18 protein-coding genes are annotated in these 19,994 nt (G+C 64.0%); 5 read left to right on the forward strand and 13 right to left on the reverse strand.

Going from position 1 to position 19,994, the window contains the following annotated elements; genetic code table 11:
- Positions 1-40: 40 nt before the first annotated feature.
- Entirely contained in the window at positions 41-1,588 is a 1,548-nt protein-coding gene (gene ubiB / locus QZ648_RS00365; RefSeq protein WP_169065344.1) for a ubiquinone biosynthesis regulatory protein kinase UbiB, read from the forward strand.
- Positions 1,589-1,792: 204 nt separating this feature from the next.
- Here the strand turns inward: ubiB and QZ648_RS00370 are convergent, their stop codons facing one another.
- From QZ648_RS00370 to QZ648_RS00415, 10 genes are all read right to left on the reverse strand, one after another.
- Entirely contained in the window at positions 1,793-3,253 is a 1,461-nt protein-coding gene (locus QZ648_RS00370) for an ATP-binding protein (RefSeq protein WP_169065345.1), read from the reverse strand.
- On the reverse strand, positions 3,253-3,915 hold the full coding sequence (locus tag QZ648_RS00375; protein ID WP_291995791.1) for a response regulator transcription factor: 663 nt from the start codon (positions 3,913-3,915) through the stop codon (positions 3,253-3,255). The genes QZ648_RS00370 and QZ648_RS00375 overlap by 1 nt, the downstream gene beginning before the upstream one ends.
- Positions 3,916-3,954: 39 nt before the next feature.
- Positions 3,955-4,581 carry a Maf family protein gene (locus tag QZ648_RS00380; protein ID WP_169065347.1) on the reverse strand — a complete coding sequence of 209 codons (627 nt, stop codon included), beginning with the start codon at positions 4,579-4,581 and terminating at the stop codon, positions 3,955-3,957.
- Positions 4,581-5,051 (reverse strand): 23S rRNA (pseudouridine(1915)-N(3))-methyltransferase RlmH, encoded by a 471-nt coding sequence (gene rlmH, locus QZ648_RS00385; protein WP_169065348.1) that lies wholly within the window; start codon positions 5,049-5,051, stop codon positions 4,581-4,583. The genes QZ648_RS00380 and rlmH overlap by 1 nt, the downstream gene beginning before the upstream one ends.
- Positions 5,048-5,431: a ribosome silencing factor gene (rsfS, locus tag QZ648_RS00390; protein WP_169065349.1), complete on the reverse strand. Its 384-nt coding sequence runs from the start codon at positions 5,429-5,431 to the stop codon at positions 5,048-5,050. Before rsfS ends, rlmH begins: the two co-directional genes overlap by 4 nt.
- 7 nt (positions 5,432-5,438) lie before the next feature.
- A complete protein-coding gene (nadD, locus tag QZ648_RS00395; RefSeq protein ID WP_169065350.1) occupies positions 5,439-6,113 on the reverse strand; it encodes a nicotinate-nucleotide adenylyltransferase in 675 nt (224 codons plus the stop codon).
- Complete coding sequence (locus QZ648_RS00400; RefSeq protein WP_169065351.1) at positions 6,106-6,885, reverse strand: BPSS1780 family membrane protein; 780 nt, start codon at positions 6,883-6,885, stop codon at positions 6,106-6,108. The genes nadD and QZ648_RS00400 overlap by 8 nt, the downstream gene beginning before the upstream one ends.
- Before the next feature lie 17 nt (positions 6,886-6,902).
- Entirely contained in the window at positions 6,903-7,646 is a 744-nt protein-coding gene (locus QZ648_RS00405; RefSeq protein ID WP_291995792.1) for a BPSS1780 family membrane protein, read from the reverse strand.
- Between the two features lie 27 nt (positions 7,647-7,673).
- On the reverse strand, positions 7,674-8,639 hold the full coding sequence (locus QZ648_RS00410; protein WP_291995793.1) for a homoserine kinase: 966 nt from the start codon (positions 8,637-8,639) through the stop codon (positions 7,674-7,676).
- Positions 8,640-8,742: 103 nt separating this feature from the next.
- Positions 8,743-9,093: a DUF2782 domain-containing protein gene (locus QZ648_RS00415; RefSeq protein WP_169065354.1), complete on the reverse strand. Its 351-nt coding sequence runs from the start codon at positions 9,091-9,093 to the stop codon at positions 8,743-8,745.
- Positions 9,094-9,353: 260 nt separating this feature from the next.
- Here QZ648_RS00415 and polA point away from each other — a divergent pair, with 260 nt between their 5' ends.
- From polA to QZ648_RS00435, 4 genes are all read left to right on the forward strand, one after another.
- The gene (gene polA, locus QZ648_RS00420) at positions 9,354-12,137 is read left to right on the forward strand and encodes a DNA polymerase I (RefSeq protein WP_291995794.1); all 2,784 of its coding nucleotides are present in this window, start codon (positions 9,354-9,356) and stop codon (positions 12,135-12,137) included.
- 81 nt (positions 12,138-12,218) lie between these two features.
- Positions 12,219-13,616, forward strand: coding sequence for a glutamate decarboxylase (locus tag QZ648_RS00425; RefSeq protein WP_291995795.1), 1,398 nt, complete (start codon positions 12,219-12,221; stop codon positions 13,614-13,616).
- Positions 13,617-13,705: 89 nt separating this feature from the next.
- Positions 13,706-14,386 (forward strand): glutathione S-transferase family protein, encoded by a 681-nt coding sequence (locus QZ648_RS00430; RefSeq protein ID WP_169065411.1) that lies wholly within the window; start codon positions 13,706-13,708, stop codon positions 14,384-14,386.
- A gap of 153 nt (positions 14,387-14,539) precedes the next feature.
- On the forward strand, positions 14,540-15,124 hold the full coding sequence (locus QZ648_RS00435; RefSeq protein ID WP_291995796.1) for a DUF2242 domain-containing protein: 585 nt from the start codon (positions 14,540-14,542) through the stop codon (positions 15,122-15,124).
- A gap of 228 nt (positions 15,125-15,352) precedes the next feature.
- Here QZ648_RS00435 and accC read toward each other — a convergent pair whose 3' ends face one another.
- The 3 genes from accC to meaB all read right to left on the reverse strand — a co-directional run bounded on the left by accC (position 15,353) and on the right by meaB (position 19,984).
- Positions 15,353-17,341 carry an acetyl-CoA carboxylase biotin carboxylase subunit gene (gene accC, locus QZ648_RS00440; protein WP_169065357.1) on the reverse strand — a complete coding sequence of 663 codons (1,989 nt, stop codon included), beginning with the start codon at positions 17,339-17,341 and terminating at the stop codon, positions 15,353-15,355.
- A gap of 19 nt (positions 17,342-17,360) precedes the next feature.
- Positions 17,361-18,893, reverse strand: a complete 1,533-nt coding sequence (locus QZ648_RS00445) for an acyl-CoA carboxylase subunit beta (RefSeq protein WP_291995797.1) — start codon at positions 18,891-18,893, stop codon at positions 17,361-17,363.
- Between the two features lie 92 nt (positions 18,894-18,985).
- Positions 18,986-19,984 (reverse strand): methylmalonyl Co-A mutase-associated GTPase MeaB, encoded by a 999-nt coding sequence (gene meaB, locus QZ648_RS00450; protein WP_169065359.1) that lies wholly within the window; start codon positions 19,982-19,984, stop codon positions 18,986-18,988.
- Between the last annotated feature and the right edge of the window lie 10 nt (positions 19,985-19,994).

Here is a 19,994-nt window from a genome sequence, read left to right on the forward strand (position 1 = left end):
TAAACTCGATACTTTGCCGACCACAGGGCGCCCCTCTTCCGTGCGACTTTTCCGCCTCGCCAAAATCCTCAGTATTGCCAGCCGCTTCGGTCTCGACGAGATGATTCTCGAACACGAGCCCAGCGGTCGTCTGGCCGCGCTATCGCGGACGCTGCACTTCTGGCGCCGCTTCGATACGCCCTCGGCGGTTCGTCTGCGTCTGGCCCTGGAAGCACTGGGGCCGATTTTCGTCAAGTTCGGGCAGGTGCTGTCGACGCGGCGCGACCTGCTGCGCCCGGACATTGCCGACGAACTGGCCAAATTGCAGGATCGCGTGCCGCCGTTCTCGTCCGAGCTGGCGCTGGCGCAGATCGAGGCCGCCTACGGCCGGCCGGCCAGCGAAGTGTTCGCCGAATTCGACGCGACGCCGGTCGCCAGTGCGTCGATAGCACAGGTACACTTCGCGCGCCTGCGTCCGGAAGACGGCGGCCAGGAGGTAGCGGTCAAGGTGCTGCGTCCGGAAATGCGCAGCGTCATCGCCAATGACCTGGCGCTCCTCGACACCCTCGCCGGATTGCTCGAAACGGTATGGTCGGACGGCAAACGCCTGAAGCCGCGCGAAGTCGTCGCCGAGTTCGCCAAGTATCTCTACGACGAACTCGACTTGATGCGCGAAGCCGCCAACTGCTCGCAGCTGCGGCGCAACTTCCATGGCTCGCAGCTGCTGCAGGTTCCCGAAGTGTACTGGGACCAGTGCACGACGACGGTGATGGTCATGGAACGGATGCGTGGCATCCCGATCAGTCAGACCGGGGCGCTGATCGTCGCCGGCATCGACCTGCCGGCCTTGTCGCGCGCCGGCGTCGAGATCTTCTTCACGCAGGTCTTCCGTGACGGTTTCTTTCACGCCGACATGCACCCCGGCAACATCTTCATTGCCACCGACCCGGAGCACCACGGCCGCTACATCGCGCTCGACTTCGGCATCGTCGGGACGCTGACCGATACCGACAAGAATTACCTGGCCCAGAACTTCCTTGCTTTTTTTCAGCGCGATTACAAACGCGTGGCGACGGCGCACATCGAAGCCGGCTGGGCGCCGCCCGATACCCGCGCCGACGAGTTCGAAGCCGCCGTGCGTGCCGTCTGTGAGCCGATCTTCGACCGCCCGCTGCACGAAATCTCCTTCGGTCGCGTGCTGCTGCGGCTGTTCCAGACCTCGCGCCGCTTCAACGTCGAGATCCAGCCGCAGCTGGTGATGCTGCAGAAAACGCTGCTCAATATCGAGGGCCTCGGCCGTCAGCTTGATCCCAATCTTGACCTCTGGAAAACCGCCAAGCCCTTTCTTGAACGCTGGATGAACGAACAGGTAGGCCGGCGTGCCTTCCAGCGTGGCGTCGAGCAGGAGGCGCCAAACTGGGCGCGCATGCTGCCGCAGCTGCCGCGTCTGGTGCACCAGGCGCTGGCCCGGCCAGAGGCGCCCAATGTGGCGCCGCAGCTGGCAAGACTGGTGCGCACGCAGCGCCAGCAGAACCGCTTGCTGGCGATCATCGTCGTGCTCCTGACTGCGCTGCTGCTCAGCCAGTATTTCGGACTGCGCTTCGGCTAACGGTCATGACAATCGATACACCTCAGATCATGAAAGTCATGACCGTTTTCCCTCTCGCTTGCAGTGCGCATTCCGGTTTGCACGCCGGAATCGTTCGACGGGCTGGGCGCATGCGCCCAGAATTCCCCGTCTCACCCCCGGCCCTTCTCCCGCAGGGGGAGAAGGGAGGTTCGTGAGTCGCATGCGCGACTTTCACATTAACGGTCAAGCGCCAGGGACTGCTACCTTCACCGCTGGCGGCAAGGGCCAGCGCAGGTAGGCCGTGAAACCGCCGCCGTCGAGGTTTTCCAGCTGCAGGCAGGCGTTGTGCAGTTCGGCGACGCGCTGCACGATGGCCAGGCCAAGGCCACTTCCTTCGCCGTGCGCGTCGCGACCACGATAGAAGCGTTCGACGAGTCGCGGCAAGTCCGCGGGCGCTACGCCGGGCCCATCGTCGGCCACTCCTAGCGCCAAGGCATTGCCCTGCCGCCGCGCGAAAACGGTGATCGTGCTGCCCGGCGGGGTATGGCGCAAGGCGTTATCGAGCAGATTGCGCAGCGCTATCGCCAGCAGCTCGGCGTCGCCCCTGAGCAGCAAGGGCGAAAAGGGTAATAAGAGCGATAAAGGTGACGCATCGGCCTCGAGCCGAATCGCGCAGCCCTCTGACGCCTCTGTGCTCGCGCTACGCTCACGGTACTCTTCGCCATCGGCCAACACCTGTTGTGCCAGAGCGGCGAGGTCGATTTCTTCAGGGCTGGGCAGTCCGGCCAGCGGGTCGAGGCGGGCCAGGCGCAACAGTTGTTCGAGGACGCGCGTGGCTCGGTCGCTGCTCGCCAGGATCTGCGTCAGCGCGTGCTGGCGGTCTTTGGCGTCCTTGCTGAGCTGGGCGACCTGTGCCTGAATCCGGACGGCTGCCAGTGGTGTTCGCAACTCGTGCGCGGCGTCGGCAGTAAAACGTCTTTCGTTGCTCAGTGTGTCGCGCAGCCGGCCCAGGAGGCGGTTGAGCGCCGCCAGTAGCGGTTGCGCTTCCAGCGGCGCATCGACACTGGCCAGTGGCCCGAGATTTTCCGGCGAACGTGAAGCAACGTCGGCGGCCAGATCGTCGAGAGGCTTCAGCCCGCGCCGCACCGAGAAGTAGAGCAGGAGCAGCAGCAGCGGAGAGATCAAAGCGATCGGCAGCACCGCCTGGCCGGCTACTTCCAGTGCCGCGCGGTCGCGTAGCGCGATCGACTGGCCGACCTGGACGTGGTAGTCCGAGTGCCCGGCGGTGCTCGCCGCCAGGGTCAGCATCCGCCAGGGATGGCCGTCGTGTTCGATGACGCGGTAGCCCGGTTCGCTGGACAAGGGCGTGTCGGGCGCATGCGCCGAGCGCAGCAGCAGGGAGCCGTCGGCGCGTCCAATCTGGAACTCCAGCGATTGCTCGTAGGGATGGGCCTGCTCGTTGCTGACCGTCGCCAGGCGCTTCGCCAGTTCTGCCAGATAGTCTTCGTTATCGTGTACCAGTGCCAGCAGGAGTCGGGCCGATTGCGTCAGATGTCCGTCCATCAACTCTTCGGCTTCGTGCTGCGCCTGCCCGTAACTGAGTACTCCGCTGATTACCAGGCCCAGCAGAGCGGCGATGCAGACGGTGCCGAGCAGGCGCCAGCGCAGCGACTGCAAGCGCGCGCGCGGGCGGCCGCTGCCCATCAGGCGTCGTCGCTCAGTCGGTAGCCGAGGCCGCGCACGGTGCGGATGAAGTCGGCACCGAGCTTGCGGCGCAGGTTGTGGATGTGGACTTCGACGGTGTTGCTGCCGGTTTCCTCGCCCCAGGCGTAGAGGCTTTCCTCGATCTGGCGGCGGCTGCGGATGTGTTTTTTGTGGCGCAGCAGGTCGAGCAGCAGCGCGTATTCGCGGGCCGACAGGCTGATCGCCTGACCGTCCCGGGTGACCCGCTTGCTCGCCGGGTCGAGGACCAGGCCGGCGTGCGTCAGGGTGGGCGTCGCGGCGCCGCCCGCACGGCGAATCAGGGCGCGCAGCCGTGCTTGCAGTTCGGGCAGATCAAAGGGTTTTGTCAGGTAGTCGTCGGCGCCGCTGTCCAGGCCGGCAATCTTGTCGGCACTGGTGTCGCGCGCGGTGAGGATCAGCACTGGCAGCTGACTGCCGCGTCCGCGCAGCTCCTTGAGTACCGACAGGCCATCGCGCTTGGGCAGGCCGAGATCGAGAACGCAGGCCTGATAGTCGTGATCGAGCAGGGCCAGGCGCGCAGCCGCGCCGTCGCGCACCCAGTCCACCGCGTAGTCGGCGAGCTTGAGACCGGCACGAATACCGTCGCCGAGCAAGGCATCATCTTCGACCAGCAGAATGCGCACTGAACCGGTTTCCTTTCTCCGTGGGGCGGTCTGTTAGGGCTACACCTGGTAGCCGAAGCGTTTCAGGAGTTGCGCCGCTTCGCACAGTGGCAGCCCCATTACGCCGCTGTAGCTGCCGGCGATATGTTCGACGAACATTGCCGCCCGCCCCTGGATGCCGTAGGCGCCGGCTTTGTCCATCGGCTCGCCGCTGGCGACGTAGCGCGCAATCTCGTCGTCATCGAGTTCGCGAAAACGTACTTCGCTGATCGAGCAGAGGAGTTCGGTGCGCTCGTCGAAGCTGACCGCGACGGCGGTCAGCACGCGGTGTGTCTGGCCGGAAAGGCGGCGCAGGATGCGCTGCGCGTCGTCGACGTCGAGCGGTTTTCCAATCAGTTCGCCCGCCAGTTCGATGGTCGTATCGGCGGCCAGCACGGGCTGCAGCAGCAGGCCGCGCCAGTTGACGATGCGCCAGCCCAGGCTCGCCTTGTTGCGGGCGAGGCGTTCGACGTAGGCCGTCGGCGCTTCCTTGGGCAGCGGCGTTTCGTCGAGTTCCGGGTCGCCGCGCTGAGCATCGCGGAAGGCGATGGTGTCGAAGCCGACGCCGATCTGGGTCAGCAATTCGCGTCGGCGCGGGCTGCGCGACGCCAGGTGCACCCGTCGGTGCTGCAAAGAGAATAATGACATCAGCCTTCCCGGTGGTAGGGGTGGTTGCGAACGACGCTGATGGCGCGATAGAGCTGTTCGCAGAGGATTAGCCGGGCGACGGCGTGCGGCAGGGTCAGGCTCGAGAGGCGGATGGTTTCATCGGCTTGTCCCTTGAGTTCGGCGTCGATACCGTCGGCGCCGCCGATCACGAAAGCCGTCGCGCCGCCGCTACGCATCCAGTCCTGCAGGCGTTCGGCAAGCTGCACGGTGCTCAGGTCGGCGCCGCGTTCGTCGAGGACGATCAGTCGCTGATAGCCGTTCAGCGCGGCCAGCAGGCGGGTCCTTTCGGCGGCCAGCAGTTGCTCGCGGGTCTTCGAGCCGCGCGCTTCGGGCTTGATCTCGACGATCACCAGGGGCAGTTCGCGCGGCATGCGCTTGAGGTACTCGGCACAGCCTTGCGCGACCCATGCGGGCGGCTTGTGGCCGACGGCAAGGATGGCCAGTTTCATTCCTCGCCGGTGGCCGCCTCTTTAGTCGCTGCGCTCGCCCGGCGGACCCGCTCCGGGCCTTTGCCGCCCCACAGTTCTTCAAGCCGGTAGTAGCTGCGAATCGCCGGCTGCATGACATGGACGACGACGTCGCCGAGGTCGACCAGTACCCATTCGCCGGTTTCTTCGCCTTCGCAGGAGAGGACATGAACGCCCGCTTCGCGGGCCTTGTCCTGAACGTTGCGGGCCAGTGATCTGACCTGGCGGTTCGAGTCGCCGCAGGCGACGACGATGGCGTCAAATAGCGAGGTCAGTTTGGTGGTGTTGATGACTTCGACGTCACGGCCCTTGATGTCTTCGAGCGCGTCGACGACGAGCTTTTCCAGCTGCGCGAGTTTCATTGGCGAGTCAGTACTCCGGGTAAAGGTTGTGCTTGCGGATGTAGGCGATGACTTCATCGGGGAGCAGATAGCGCGGACTGCTGCCGCTTGCCAGCAGCGTGCGAATCTGCGTTGCCGAAATGCCCAGCGGGGTCATTGCAAAAGTGGCGATACGGCCGGCTGCCGATTCGTGCAAGGCCGTCGGCTGCGTGCACAAGCGTTCACGATAGCAGGCGGTCAGCGTTTCCGGCAGCTTGCCGACGTCGATCGGAAAGCCGGATCTATGGGCGACGCCGATGTGCACCAGTTCGAGCAGCGACTGCCAGCGGTGCCAGTTGGGCAGGGCGGCGAAAGCGTCGGCACCGAGCAGCAGGACCAGGGGTCGCCGCTTGCCCAGTTGATTGGCCTGGCGCAGGCGTTCGAGGGTGAGCACGGTGTAACTCGCCTGGGCGGCGTCGACTTCGGCGGCGTCAACTTCGAAGCCGGGATTCCCGGCTGTGGCCAGGTGCACCATCGCCAGACGGTGGCGCGCGCTCACCTGGGGCGCTGCGCGCAGCAGCGGCTGCCCGGCCGGAATCCAGCGCACGGCGGCCAGCTGGAGGTGGTCGGCCGCTTCTTCGGCGAGCCGCAGGTGTCCGAAATGAACCGGGTCGAAAGTGCCGCCAAAAATTCCCAGTGGCTGCTCGCCTTGCTTCTCAGGCATCGCTTTCCGTAGCCGTGACGAAGACGTCCCGGTAGCTGACGTAGAAGCTGGCGAACACGGTTGGTGCCAGGATCAGGACCAGCAAGACGGTGAGCACGACGGTAAGCAGGGCCGCGCCGTCCGGCAGCAGCGCGGCGAGGGTGCCGAGCAGCAGCCCCGGGAGCAGCGTTGCGGCGACCAGGAGGGCCAGTGAATAGACCAGGAAAGCGCGCCAGTTGCGGGCGCAGGCGATGAAACTGAAGAACAGCGCCTTGGCCGGCGACAGTCCATGCCAGGCGGCAAGAATTGGCGCATACCAGTAAGCCATGATCAGCGGGCAGAGGAGAATCAGCGCCACCTGCAGGGCGAGCATTACGTCACCACTGGCGAGCACCTCTGCATCCGGCGTGCGGCCGGCGAGCATCAGTTGCATCAGCGCGCCGCCATCGGCGAGTGACGAGATGGCGAGAATGCCGACTGTCGCCGCCAGGTAAATGGCGCCCAGGGTGATCAGTGCGCGCGGGTTCTTCTGAAAACCCGAGAACAGGGTTTGCGGGCCAAGCGGCCCACCTTTGTCGATGTTCCGGCAGGCGTTCATCAGACTGACCGAAAAAGCCGGGATGCACAGCGTGGTGGCGATGGTGCCGATCACCGGGATGACATTGACGATGGCCATCAACATCCAGTAGCTGACGACCAGGAAGGTCAGCATGAGGTGGTTCTTCCGGAAAATCCGGAAGCCTTCGGCCAGCCAGCGCCAGCCGTGCGCCGCGTTAAGAGTCAGTGCTTGCATGTTGTCGTCAGTTGCGTTCAGGCGGCGAGAAAAATGTCACGGTACGCAGCATACACGGAGCCGGCCAGGACTGGTCCGAGGACCAGGAATCCGAGACCGACCGGCAGTGCGGCAAAAAAACACAGGACCATGACCAGCAGGCCATAGACCAGAAACTCGACGACGTTCCTGAGGCAGGCGTTGAAGCTTGCCTTGAGCGCGTCGACTGGCTGCATGGCGTTGAAAATGACCAGCGCCGGGGCAAACCAGATGGCCATCACGATGGGCACCGAGAGCAGCAGCCAGAGCACCCCGGCCAGCGCCACCCCGCCGAAAGCGATGCCCGCCGCCATGGGGCTTTGCATCATCATGGCGCCGGCCATGCCGCTGCCGGCGAGCAGCATCACCAGCACGAACAGCGCCAGCATGACCAGCATGTACAGCACGCCGAGCGTCAGCAACGCCGCCGTGTGCTGCTGGAAACCGGCGAAGAGGTCGCTGATTTCGAGCCCCTGCTCCCGCGCCAGCTTGTGGCAGGCGACCAGCATGCCGGCTGCCAGTACCGGCGTCAGCAGGTGGGCGGCGAGTGGGCCAATCAAGGGGACTATCGCCAGGCCGATGTAGATGACGATAACGATGACCATCATTGCGATCCAGGCCCCGGGATTGGCGATGAACAGGGCCCAGCCCTGCTTCAGCCAGCTCAGTGCGCTGCCGGCCGCGACGCGGCGGCAGGCGCCGTTGAACTGCGGTGCCGGGATAGGGAAGGAGGGCATGTTCATGCTCGTGTCGAGAATAGAGTGCAAATGCTAGTCGCCCTGGGCGGGTGAGGCAAGCCAGGGCACCTTGCTGCCCGACGCGATGCGCGCCAGCAGGATCGAGCGGTAGGCGTCCGGGTCACGCATAACGACCAGGTCTCCGGTCCGCGGCAAATGGTAGTCCTGCAGGCGCGAGATCCAGAAGCGCAGCGCCGCAGCGCGCAGCAGCGTCGGCCATGCCGCTTGCTCGGCTGGCAACAGCGGTCGTTGGGCGTCATAGGCGCCGAGCAGGGCGGCGCAGCGCTCGCTGTCGAGCGCCGCGTCGGCGGTCAGGCACCAGTCGTTGACGGTCACCGCCAGATCAAAAAGCAGATCGTCGACGCCGGCGAAGTAGAAGTCGAGCACGCCGCTGATGCGATCGCCCGAGAACAGGACGTTGTCGCGAAAAAGATCGGCGTGAATCAGCCCGCGCGGCAGATCGTCCGGGCGCAGGGCCCGTTGCTGGCGCAACTCGTCGCGCAGCAGCCGGGCGTCGTTTTCAGCGAGGCGGGATTCGATCTCGACGGCCACCCTTGCGCACCAGTCGATATCGCGCTGATGCCTTGGCGGCGCCGGGAAGGAGCACGCGGCGAGGTGCAGCGCGGCCAGCAGGCCGCCCACTGCGGCGCACTGCGCCAGGTTTGGCGTGTCTTCAGAGCGCCCGGCAAGGCGGCTGACGATGACCGCCGGTTTGTCGCCGAGGGTGGTCAACAATGCGCCGCAGCGGTTGGCGACCGGGGCCGGGCAGGGCAAGCCCTGCGCCGCCAGATGGGCCAGCAGCTGAATGTAGAACGGAGCCTGCTCGGCTGTCACTTCTTCGAAGAGGGTCAACACATAGTCGCCGGTGCTGGTGTTCAGGAAGAAGTTGGAGTTCTGCACGCCTTCGGCGATCCCGGTCAGCGCTTCGAGGTTTCCCAGAGGATAGGCTTCGAGCCCGGCGGCCGCCTGCGCGGCCGTCAGCTGGGTGAATACCGACATGGCTCTCCCGAGAGCTGTGAAAAGGGGTGGCGGAGGATTGGCAGGGGCGCTGGTAAAAGCGCTGCTAACAGCGGGCCAGCAGGTGAGCGTGAGTGCCAGCGCGTCAGAAGGTGCCGATCACCCATTGCGGGACGCTGACATCGGCCGAGCCCATTGTTGTCTGGCTAAAGTTGCCGTCGCCGTTGCGGTCGATCAGGGTGTAGGGAACACCGTGGGCGGGGGTTACCTTGATCTTGAACAGCTTGCCGTTGATCCGGTGCTCCTCGATGGTGTCGCCCTCGCGTTTCTTGATCGTCACTTCGGGTTCCAGGCTCTCGTCGAACGGCGCCATTTCCGGCGGCGGTGGCGGGACGGCGGGCAAGGGCTGCAGATCGGTTCTCTCCTGCGCGAGAGCGGGCAGGGCAGCGATTGCCAGAACAAATGGTACGAAGAGGGCCAATAGGATGCGACGCATGGGGATGTTTCCGGGTGGTTGAGCCAACGGTGAGTATCATCGTTCAAAGTCGATGCGAGTACAAGCGAGTACAAGACTACGCAAGTAGTCGGCAGTAATGTCGCTGATCGCGGAGGCCTCGCCGAAGTCTGCGATAATGTTTGCCGATTCGCCAACATTGCTTTGCCGGACAGGGGTTTCTCCATGGCCTCGCGATGGGGCGAACAAGTGTTTGGCTCGTGCTTCTTCCTCAGTTCTTTCTCCTCGCTGGTGGCCCGCTGATGCCTACCCTGCTCCTGGTCGACGGATCGTCCTACCTTTACCGTGCCTTCCACGCCATGCCTGATCTGCGCACGACGCGCAGCGAGCCGACTGGCGCGCTGCATGGCGTGCTGAATATGCTGCGCCGACTGGAAAGCGACTACCAGGCACGCGATGTCGCTTACAAAGCCTGTGTTTTCGATGCCAAGGGCAAGACTTTTCGTGACCACTGGTACCCGCAGTACAAGGCCAACCGGCCGCCGATGCCCGCGGACATGGTCTGCCAGATCGAACCCTTGCATGCCGCCATCGCCGCGCTGGGCTGGCCGCTGTTGATCGTCGACGGGGTCGAAGCGGACGACGTGATCGGCACGCTGGCGCAGCAGGCAGCGGCGCAGGGCGTCAGCGTGGTGGTCTCTACCGGCGACAAGGATCTCGCACAACTGGTCGCTCCGCAGGTACAGCTGGTCAACACCATGAGCAACGAAGTGCTCGATGAAGCCGGCGTGCTCGCGAAGTTCGGCGTTGCCGCCGAGCGCATCGTTGACTACCTGGCGCTGGTCGGTGATACGGTCGACAACGTGCCCGGCGTCGACAAAGTCGGTGCCAAGACGGCGGTCAAGTGGCTCAGCCAGTATGGTTCGCTCGCCGGCGTCATTGCCGCCGCTGCCGAAATCGGTGGCGTCGTCGGCCAGAACCTGCGCCGTGCGCTCGACTTCCTGCCGCTGGCGCAGCGCCTGGTCACCGTTCGCTGCGACCTCGAGCTGCCCCTGGCAGTCGCCGACCTCGCGCCGCGCCCGGTCGACCGCGAACGCCTGGCCGCGCTGTTTGCACACTACGAAATGCGTTCCTGGTTGCGCGACATTCAGGAGACTCCGGAGGGCGGCGCGGCGAAGGCCGCGCAGTCGAGCACGCCAGCGGGCAGCACGCCGCTGCCGCCGCTTGCCCAGCCCGAGCAGGCGAGCCTCCTGTCCGACGACGCGCATCGAGCGAACTACGAGACGATCCTCGACCAGGCGGCATTCGAGCGCTGGCTGGCGAAGATCGACGCCAGCCCACTGACCGCCCTGGATACCGAAACCACCAGCCTCGACCCCTTTGCAGCGCGCATCGTCGGCCTCTCTCTGGCGGTCGCCGAAGGCGAAGCGGCCTACCTGCCACTGGCCCATTGCTATCCCGGCGGGCCGGACCAGTTACCGTGCGCCGCAACGCTGGCGCGTTTGAAGCCCTGGCTGGAATCCGCCAAACACGCCAAGATCGGTCAGAACCTCAAGTACGACCAGCATGTTCTGGCCAACCACGGCATTGCCCTGGCCGGCGTCGCGCACGATACCCTGCTGCAATCCTACGTCCTCGAATCGGGCAAGGACGGCGCTCGCGGCCACGACCTCGGTCGCCTGGCGACGCGCCATCTCGGGCTGGCGACGATCCCCTACGAAGCGCTGTGCGGCAAGGGCGCCAAGCAGATCAGCTTTGCCCAGGTGGCCATCGAGCAGGCCGCCGAATATGCTGCCGAGGACGCCGATCTGTGCCTGCGGCTGCACGCCAGGCTTTATCCGCAGATCACCGCCGATGCGGGTCTACTGCGGGTCTACGAGACGATCGAGATGCCGGTGCGCGAGATCCTGTTGCGCATGGAGCGGACCGGCGTGCTGATCGATGCGCAGTTGCTCGGCGAACAGAGTTCCGAGATCGGCAAGCGCCTGCTCGAGCTCGAAGCGCAGGCACACGCGGCGGCCGGGCAGCCGTTCAATGTCAACTCGCCGAAGCAGCTGGCGGAAATCCTCTTCGGCACGCTGGGTCTGCCGGTGAAGAAGAAAACGCCCTCCGGGTCGCCGTCGACCGACGAAGAAGTGCTCTCGGAGTTGGCACTGGACTACCCGCTGCCCAAGATCCTGCTCGAATCGCGACAACTGGCCAAGCTCAAGAGCACCTATAGCGACAAGCTGCCGAAAATGGTCAATGCCCAGAGCGGACGGGTACATACCAGCTACGCGCAGGCGGTAGCAGTCACCGGCCGCTTGGCGTCGAGCGATCCCAACCTGCAGAACATCCCGGTGCGCACGCCCGAAGGAAGGCGCATCCGCGCGGCCTTCATTGCTCCCGCCGGCTGCAGCATTGTATCGGCGGACTATTCGCAGATCGAACTGCGGATCATGGCCCACCTCTCGGAGGACCCGCGTCTGCTGGAAGCTTTCGCGCAGGGCGAGGATGTGCATCGGGCAACCGCTGCCGAGATCTTCGGCGTCAGTGCGGGCGACGTCGGCCCGGATCAGCGGCGCGTCGCCAAGGTCATCAACTTTGGCCTGATCTACGGCATGAGTGCTTTCGGGCTGGCCCGGCAACTGGACCTCGAACGTAGCGCCGCGCAAGCCTATATCGAGCGCTATTTTGCACGCTATCCGGGTGTCGCCGGCTACATGGCCAGGACGCGCGAGATGGCCAGGACGCAGGGCTACGTCGACACCGTTTTCGGGCGTCGCCTATGGCTTCCCGAAATTCGCTCCAGCCAGGCTGCGCGTCGCCAGGGTGCCGAACGCGCGGCGATCAACGCGCCGATGCAGGGCTCGGCGGCGGACCTGATCAAGTCGGCGATGATTGTCGTCCAGGGCTGGCTCGACGCCGAGGGCCTGCAGACGCGCCTGCTGATGCAGGTGCATGACGAACTGGTGCTCGAAGTTCCCGACGGCGAGCTGGCGCGTGTGCGCGCCGCGTTGCCGGGACTGATGACCGACTGGGCGACCCTGCGCGTGCCGCTAGTGGTCGATGTCGGTGTTGGCGCCAATTGGGACCAGGCGCACTGAGGCCAGGGCAGGCGGTAGCGCGACGCGCGATCAGAACGCAGCACGCGACGTATTTCATCCAACAGCGAAAGGCACAACAGCATGCCCCTCCACGAGAAAGAAAGCATTCGCGAGAAACTCGAGGACGAGGTGTACGCCTCGGCCGATTTGTCGGTCAGCATGCCCAAGTACAGGTTCCCGGCGTCGGAACACGATCCGCGCCATGCCTACTCGGTGGTCCACGACGAGTTGATGCTCGACGGCAACGCGCGGCAGAACCTGGCGACCTTCTGTCAGACCTGGGCCGAGCCCGAAGTCCATCAGCTGATGGATGAGTGCATGGACAAGAACATGGTCGACAAGGATGAGTACCCGCAGACCGCCGAAATCGAGGCCCGTTGTGTGCACATGCTCGCCGATCTCTGGAACTCGCCGACGGCGGCGAATACCGTCGGCTGCTCGACGACCGGTTCGAGCGAAGCGGCGATGCTTGGCGGCATGGCCATGAAGCGGCGCTGGGAGGGCCAACGAAAAGCGGCCGGCAAGCCGATCGACAAGCCGAATCTGATTACCGGCCCGGTGCAGATCTGCTGGCACAAGTTCGCCCGCTATTGGGACATCGAGCTGCGCGAGATTCCTCTCGAAGGCGAACGTCTGCTGATGACTGCCGAGGAAGTGCTCAAGCGCTGTGACGAGAACACCATCGGTGTCGTAGCGACCTTGGGGGTGACTTTCACCTGCCAGTACGAGCCGGTCAAGGCGGTCGCCGACGCGCTCGATCAGTTGCATGAAGAGCAGGGACTGGACATCCCGATGCATGTCGACGGCGCCAGCGGTGGTTTTCTGGCGCCCTTCTGTGCCCCGGATCTGGTCTGGGATTTCCGTATTCCGCGCGTCAAGTCGATCAACACCTCGGGCCACAAGTTCGGTCTGTCGCCGCTCGGTGTCGGCTGGGTCATCTGGCGGGAAGCTGCCGACCTGCCCGATGAAATGGTCTTCTGGGTGAATTACCTGGGTGGCAACATGCGCGACATCGCCCTGAACTTCTCGCGGCCGGGCGGGCAGGTGGTTTGCCAGTACTACAATTTCCTGCGTTTGGGCAGGGAGGGCTATGGCAAGATTCACGGCGCCTGCTACGACACCGCCGCTTACCTCGCCGCCAGAATCGCCGAACTCGGACCTTTCGAGATCATCTACGGCGGCGATCGCGACGCCGGCATCCCGGCCTTGTGCTGGAAGATGAAGGAGGGCGCCGATCCGGGCTTCAGCCTTTACGATCTGGCCGACCGCCTGCGCAGTCGTGGCTGGCAAGTGCCCGCCTATGCCTTGCCGGCCAATCGTCAGGATCTCGCAATCCAGCGCATCCTCGTGCGGCACGGAGTCAGCCGCGACCTGGCGACGTTGCTGGTGGAAGACATCCGGCGCGCACTCGAGTACTTTGCCAAACACCGGCTGCCGGCGCCGCTGAGCGCCGCCGAAGCTTCCGGCTTCCATCACTGAGAAAGGCGGCGTTTGCCGGAGTGCACTCTGCACACCGAGTCCGGCGGCAGCGCGATTGTCCTGTCAATGAAAGGTGAATCACCATGTCCATGCAGCTCTTTATCGGCAACAAAAACTACTCGTCCTGGTCGATGCGCCCGTGGGTGCTGCTACGTCAGGCAGAAATTCCTTTCGCCGAGGTGATGCTGCGCTTCGATGCCTTCACGCCCGACTCGAAGTTCAAGACCGAACTCGCCCGGCACAGCCCGGCCGGCCGCGTGCCGGTGTTGGTGGATGACGGTTTTGCGGTCTGGGACACGCTGGCGATTGCCGAGTACCTGGCCGAGAAATATCCTGATCGGCAGCTGTGGCCCGTCGAGCGGCAAGCGCGCGCCCGCGCGCGCAGCGTCTGTGCCGAGATGCACGCCGGTTTCGGTGCCTTGCGCAGTCACTTGCCGATGAACATCGAAGCGGCGTTGCCGGAGATCGGGCAACGCGTCTTGCGCGAACAGGCGGCAGTACGTGCAGACGTCGATCGGCTGGTGCAGATGTGGAGCGAGTTGCTGGTCGCGCACGGCGGGCCGCTGCTGTTCGGCAAGTTTTCCATTGCTGACGCTTTCTTCGCGCCAGTGGTCAAGCGCCTGGTGAGCTACGCGGTGCCGGTGCCGGCGGCCATTGCTGCCTATATCGAGCGCGTGCAGGCGCTGCCGGGAGTCCTTGCCTGGAGCGAGGGCGCGCTGGCCGAGCACGACTTCCTGGACTTCGAGGAGCCGTATCGAACGTGCGCCTGAAACGGTGTGCCGCGATTGATGGTGGAGTATCTGGCTTGACCTGGTTCAACTCGCCAGCTTGCGCGATGCTTGCGGCGCCGAATCGCTTTGGAGTAGGGTGCTATCTGCCCTGCCGCCGACCGGAGAATGGCGATGCCTACGTGCAGGAAACCTGTGGCAGACAATGAAGTGAGCTGGCTGTCGAGCTGCTGTCGGTCACTTTCTGTTCGCCAGGGGCTGGCCGGAATGCTGCTGCTTGGCGTGCTGGCTGCTTGCACCAGTTCGCCCGACCGCGCCACCGTTTACCAGCGGGAAGGCTTCGCGGCCGACGAGACGTTTTCACGTCTCTTCGACGCCGGCGTCGAGGAGACCTGCGAAGCGGCACGCCGCGCCTTGCTCAGCCAGGGTTACCGAATGACTGCCCAGGTGCACGATTTCCTCAGCGCAACCAAGAGCTTCCAGCCCGAGGGTGAGGTGCATGTGCAGATCGTTTTCAATGTTGTTTGCGCTCCGGTGGGTACGGGGGGCAAGTTGGCGACCGCTTATGTCAGCGCAGTCCAGGACCGCTACGCGCTCAAGAAGAACCCGAGTTCGGCGAGCGTCGGCGTCGCAGCGCTCGGCACCTTGTCGATACCGCTCTCGGCGACCGAGGATTCGCTGGTCAAGGTGGCCAGCGAAACGATCCCGGCCGGGCCCTTCTACGATCGTTTCTTCGTACTTATGCAGCACAATCTGCCGGCGCCGGAGGACATGCGCTAGGGTCGGTTCGCGGCTGCCGGGCAGGGTGCTTGCAGCAACAAACCGATAGGATGACTCCCCCCAGTCCTCATGGCGTGAAGGCGCCATGGGGGTTTTCGCGCAACTGTTGGCCCGGATGGTCTGGGGACCGGCAAAGCCGCAAGGATCTTCTTCGCGATCGCTCCGTGAAACAAAAAAGCCCGCCGGGAGGCGGGCTTCGACGGTCGCCGAACTGTCGCTGCGTCAGACTCATTCGAACTCGATGATCACCTGATCGACCGCCAGGCTCTCGCCCGGCTCGGTAAGGATCTTCTTGACCTTGCAGTCAAGCTCGGCGCGGAGAACGTTCTCCATCTTCATCGCTTCGATGACAGCCAGCTTTTCGCCGGCGCTGACCTGCTGGCCGACGCTGACCGAAACTTCACGCAGCAAGCCCGGCATCGGCGAGAGCAGGAACTTGGAGAGATCCGGCGGCACCTTCTTCGGCATCAGCGCCAGCATGCGGGCAGCATTGGCGGTCATTACCGTCGCCTTGACCTGCTTGCCGAAGTGGACGACGCGATAGAGCAGGCCGATGCGTTCGAGTTGCAGGCATAGCGGTTCGCCGTTACAGGTACCGTGGAAGACCTGTTCGCCGAACCGCCAGTCGGAAACGAGATCGTAGCGATCCGCGCCGTAGGTGACCGAGTAGCCGCCGGGGATCGGCGTGACCACCACTGGGTAGTCCTTGCCTTCCATCTGCACCACCCAGCCGCTGCCGACCTTGCGCTCGTGCCCGGGCATCTGACCACTGACCTGGACTGCCCGGTCGATGTAGCGACGACGCCCGAAGGCGGCGACGGCGGCAAGCAGGCCCGGATCCTGGTGCACCACGTCGCTGGCGACGAAGCCGCTCGGGAACTCGTCGGCCAGGAAAGAAGTGGTGAAAATCCCCGACAGGAAACGCTTGTTCTGCATCAGCGCGGCCTGGAATGGAATGTTCGAACTGATGCCGCGGATCACGAAGGCGTTCAGTGCGTCGCGCATGCGATTGACCGCCTGCTCGCGGGTCGAGCCGTGGCAGATCAGCTTGGCGATCATCGAGTCGTAATACATCGAAATCTCGCCACCTTCGAAGACCCCGGTATCGACCCGGACTTCCCCTTCGACGGCTTCCGGTGGCCGATACTTGACCAGGCGCCCGATCGACGGCAGGAAGCCGCGGAAGGGGTCTTCGGCGTTGATCCGGCACTCGATGGCCCAGCCATTGGCCTTGATATCGTCCTGCACGAAAGGCAGTTTCTCGCCGGCGGCGACGCGGATCATCAACTCGACGAGATCGACGCCGGTGATCATTTCGGTGACCGGATGCTCGACCTGCAGGCGAGTATTCATTTCCAGGAAGTAGAACGACTTGTCGGAACCGACGACGAACTCGACGGTACCAGCGCTTTGATACTTCACCGCCTTGGCCAGTGCCACGGCCTGCTCACCCATGGCTTTGCGGATGCTGTCGTCGATAAAGGGCGACGGGGCTTCCTCGATGACTTTCTGGTGCCGTCGCTGAATCGAACACTCGCGTTCGAGCAGATAGACGGTGTTGCCAAAGGAGTCGGCAATGAGCTGTATTTCGATATGGTGCGGTCCCTCGACAAACTTCTCGATGAACACGCGATCGTCGCCAAAGCTGTTGCGCGCCTCGTTGCGGCAGGCATCAAAGCCTTCGGCGGCCTCCGCGTCGTTGTAGGCGACGCGCAGTCCCTTGCCGCCACCACCGGCAGAGGCCTTGATCATGACCGGGTAACCGATATCCTTGGCGATGCCGACGGCGGTAGCGGAATCTTCGATGGCCGCGTTGTAGCCGGGGATGGTGTTGACCTTGGCTTCTTGAGCCAGCGTCTTCGAGGCAATTTTGTCGCCCATGGCGGCGATCGAATGGTGCTTCGGGCCGATGAAGATGATGCCGCTTTCTTCGAGACGACGCGAGAACTCCTCGTTCTCGGAGAGGAAGCCGTAGCCAGGGTGCACCGCTTCGGCGCCGGTCTGTTTGCAGGCGGCGATGATCTTGTCCATCGCCAGGTACGATTCCTTGGACGCTGCCGGGCCGATACACACGGCTTCGTCGGCCATCAGCACGTGCATCGAGTCCTTGTCGGCTTCGGAATAGACGGCGACCGTCAGGATACCCATCTGCTTGGCGGTCTTCATGACCCGGCAGGCAATTTCGCCGCGGTTGGCGATCAGTATTTTCTTGAACATCTCTATTTCTCCCCGTGGATCAAAGCGGAATGTTGCCGTGCTTGCGCCACGGGTTTTCCAGTTTCTTGTCCCGCAACATGGCCAGTGAGCGGCAGATGCGCTTGCGGGTCTCGTGCGGCATGATCACGTCGTCGATGAAGCCGCGGGCTCCGGCGACGAAGGGGTTGGCGAACTTGGCCTTGTATTCCGCTTCGCGTGCGGCCAGTTTCTCCGGGTCATTCTTCTCCTCGCGGAAAATGATCTCGACCGCGCCTTTCGGACCCATGACGGCGATTTCGGCCGATGGCCAGGCGAAGTTGACGTCGCCACGCAGGTGCTTGGAGGCCATCACGTCGTAGGCACCGCCGTAGGCCTTGCGGGTGATCACGGTGATCTTGGGCACCGTGCACTCGGCGTAGGCGTAGAGCAGCTTGGCGCCGTGCTTGATGATGCCGCCGTACTCCTGCGAGGTGCCGGGCATGAAACCGGGAACGTCGACAAAGGTCACCACCGGAATGTTGAAAGCGTCGCAGTAGCGCACGAAGCGCGCCGCCTTGATCGAGCTCTTGATGTCCAGGCAGCCGGCCAGGACCAGCGGCTGGTTGGCGACGATGCCGACGGTCGAGCCGTCCATGCGCGCAAAGCCGATGACGATGTTCTTGGCGTACTCGCGCTGCAGTTCGAAGAAGTCGCCATCATCCGCGACCTTGATGATCAGTTCCTTGATGTTGTACGGCTTGTTGGTATTGTCCGGTACCAGGGTGTCGAGCGAGAAGTCGAGGCGCTCGGCAGGATCCTGCGAGGGCAGGCGCGGTGGCTTTTCACGGTTGTTCGAAGGCAGGAAGCTGATGAAGCGGCGCAGCATCATCAGCGCCTCGACATCATTTTCGAAAGCCAGGTCGGCAACCCCGGATTTGCTGGTGTGGGTGACGGCGCCGCCAAGTTCTTCGGCGGTGACGTCTTCATGGGTCACCGTCTTGACCACTTCCGGGCCGGTGACGAACATGTACGACGAGTCCTTGACCATGAAGATGAAGTCGGTCATCGAGGGGCTATAGACGGCGCCGCCGGCACAAGGTCCCATGATCAGCGAGATCTGCGGAACGACGCCCGAGGCGAGAACGTTGCGCTGGAAAACGTCGGCATAACCGGCCAGCGAAGCGACTCCTTCCTGGATGCGTGCGCCGCCCGAGTCGTTGAGGCCGATCACCGGCGCTCCCACCTTGATCGCGTGGTCCATGACCTTGCAGATTTTTTCAGCATGCGCTTCGGACAGCGAACCGCCGAAGACGGTGAAGTCCTGCGAAAAGACGAACATCAGGCGGCCGTTGATGGTTCCGCAGCCAATCACCACACCGTCGCCGGGGACCGACTGTTCGGCCATGCCGAAGTCGTGACAACGGTGTTCCTTGAACATGTCCCATTCTTCGAAGGAACCGCTGTCGAGCAAGAGCTCGATGCGCTCGCGGGCGGACAGTTTGCCCTTGCTGTGCTGGTTATCGATGCGTTTCTGGCCACCACCCAGACACGCCGCCGCACGCTTTTCTGCAAGCTGGCGAATAATGTCGTGCATAAGGTTTACTCCCTAACGGTCGGGTCAATCAGAACTACTCAAACATCAGAACTACGCTTGCGAGTCGGACGATCCTGATCCGACTCAAGAAATCATTCCTTCATCAGCGTCAGCAGCCGTGCGGCAGCCGCGCCGGGCGTCGTCCGCCCCTCGGCGACATCACTGGAAAGCTCGGGCAGGGCCGCTCGTATGGCCGGATGGGCGCGGAAGTAGCGGCGCAGACCGGAATCTATCAGGCTCCACATCCAGTCCACCGCCTGCCGGCGGCGCTTTTGTTCGAATTCGCCGCTTGCCTTCATGAGCCCCTGGTAGCGCTCGATTTCGGCCCAGAACTCGGCGATGCCGCGCTTGCCAAGCGCGCTGCAGGTGAGCACCGGCGGCCGCCAGTTCGGGCTGGCGCTGCGCAGCATGGTCAGTGCGGTACGCATCTGACTGCGCGCGGCGGCCGCGGCGCGTTCGTCGATATCGGCCTTGTTGAAGATGATCAGGTCGGCAATTTCGACAATTCCCTTCTTGATGGCCTGCAGGTCATCGCCCTGGCTGGGTAACTGCAGCAGGACGAACGCATCGACCATGCCGGCTACCGTCGTTTCGGATTGACCGACGCCGACGGTCTCGACGATGATCACGTCAAAGCCGCCGGCTTCGCAGAGCAGCATCGCCTCGCGTGTCTTGTCGGCGACTCCGCCCAGCGAACCCGAGGACGGGCTGGGACGGATGAAGGCTTCGTCGCGCTGGCAGAGCAGTTCCATGCGCGTCTTGTCACCGAGAATCGAACCGCCGGAGACTGACGACGAGGGGTCGACGGCGAGCACGGCGACGCGTTTGCCTGCGCCGATCAGGAACAGGCCGAGCGATTCGATAAAAGTTGATTTGCCGGCACCGGGTGCGCCAGAGATGCCGACGCGGATGGTTCGTCCGGTGTGCGGGAGCAGCGCCGTGAGCACCTGTCGGGCGCGACGCTGATGATCAGTGCGCGTCGATTCGACGAGGGTGATGGCTTTGGCCAAGGCCCGTCGACGGCAGGCGAGGACGCCGTCGACGAGATGCTGGTCAGCCGTGGCCATGCTGGTGGTTGAAGAGTGGGTCATATCCATGGCT

Source organism: Candidatus Accumulibacter sp. ACC012 (assembly GCF_907163155.1).
Taxonomy (GTDB): domain Bacteria; phylum Pseudomonadota; class Gammaproteobacteria; order Burkholderiales; family Rhodocyclaceae; genus Accumulibacter; species Accumulibacter delftensis.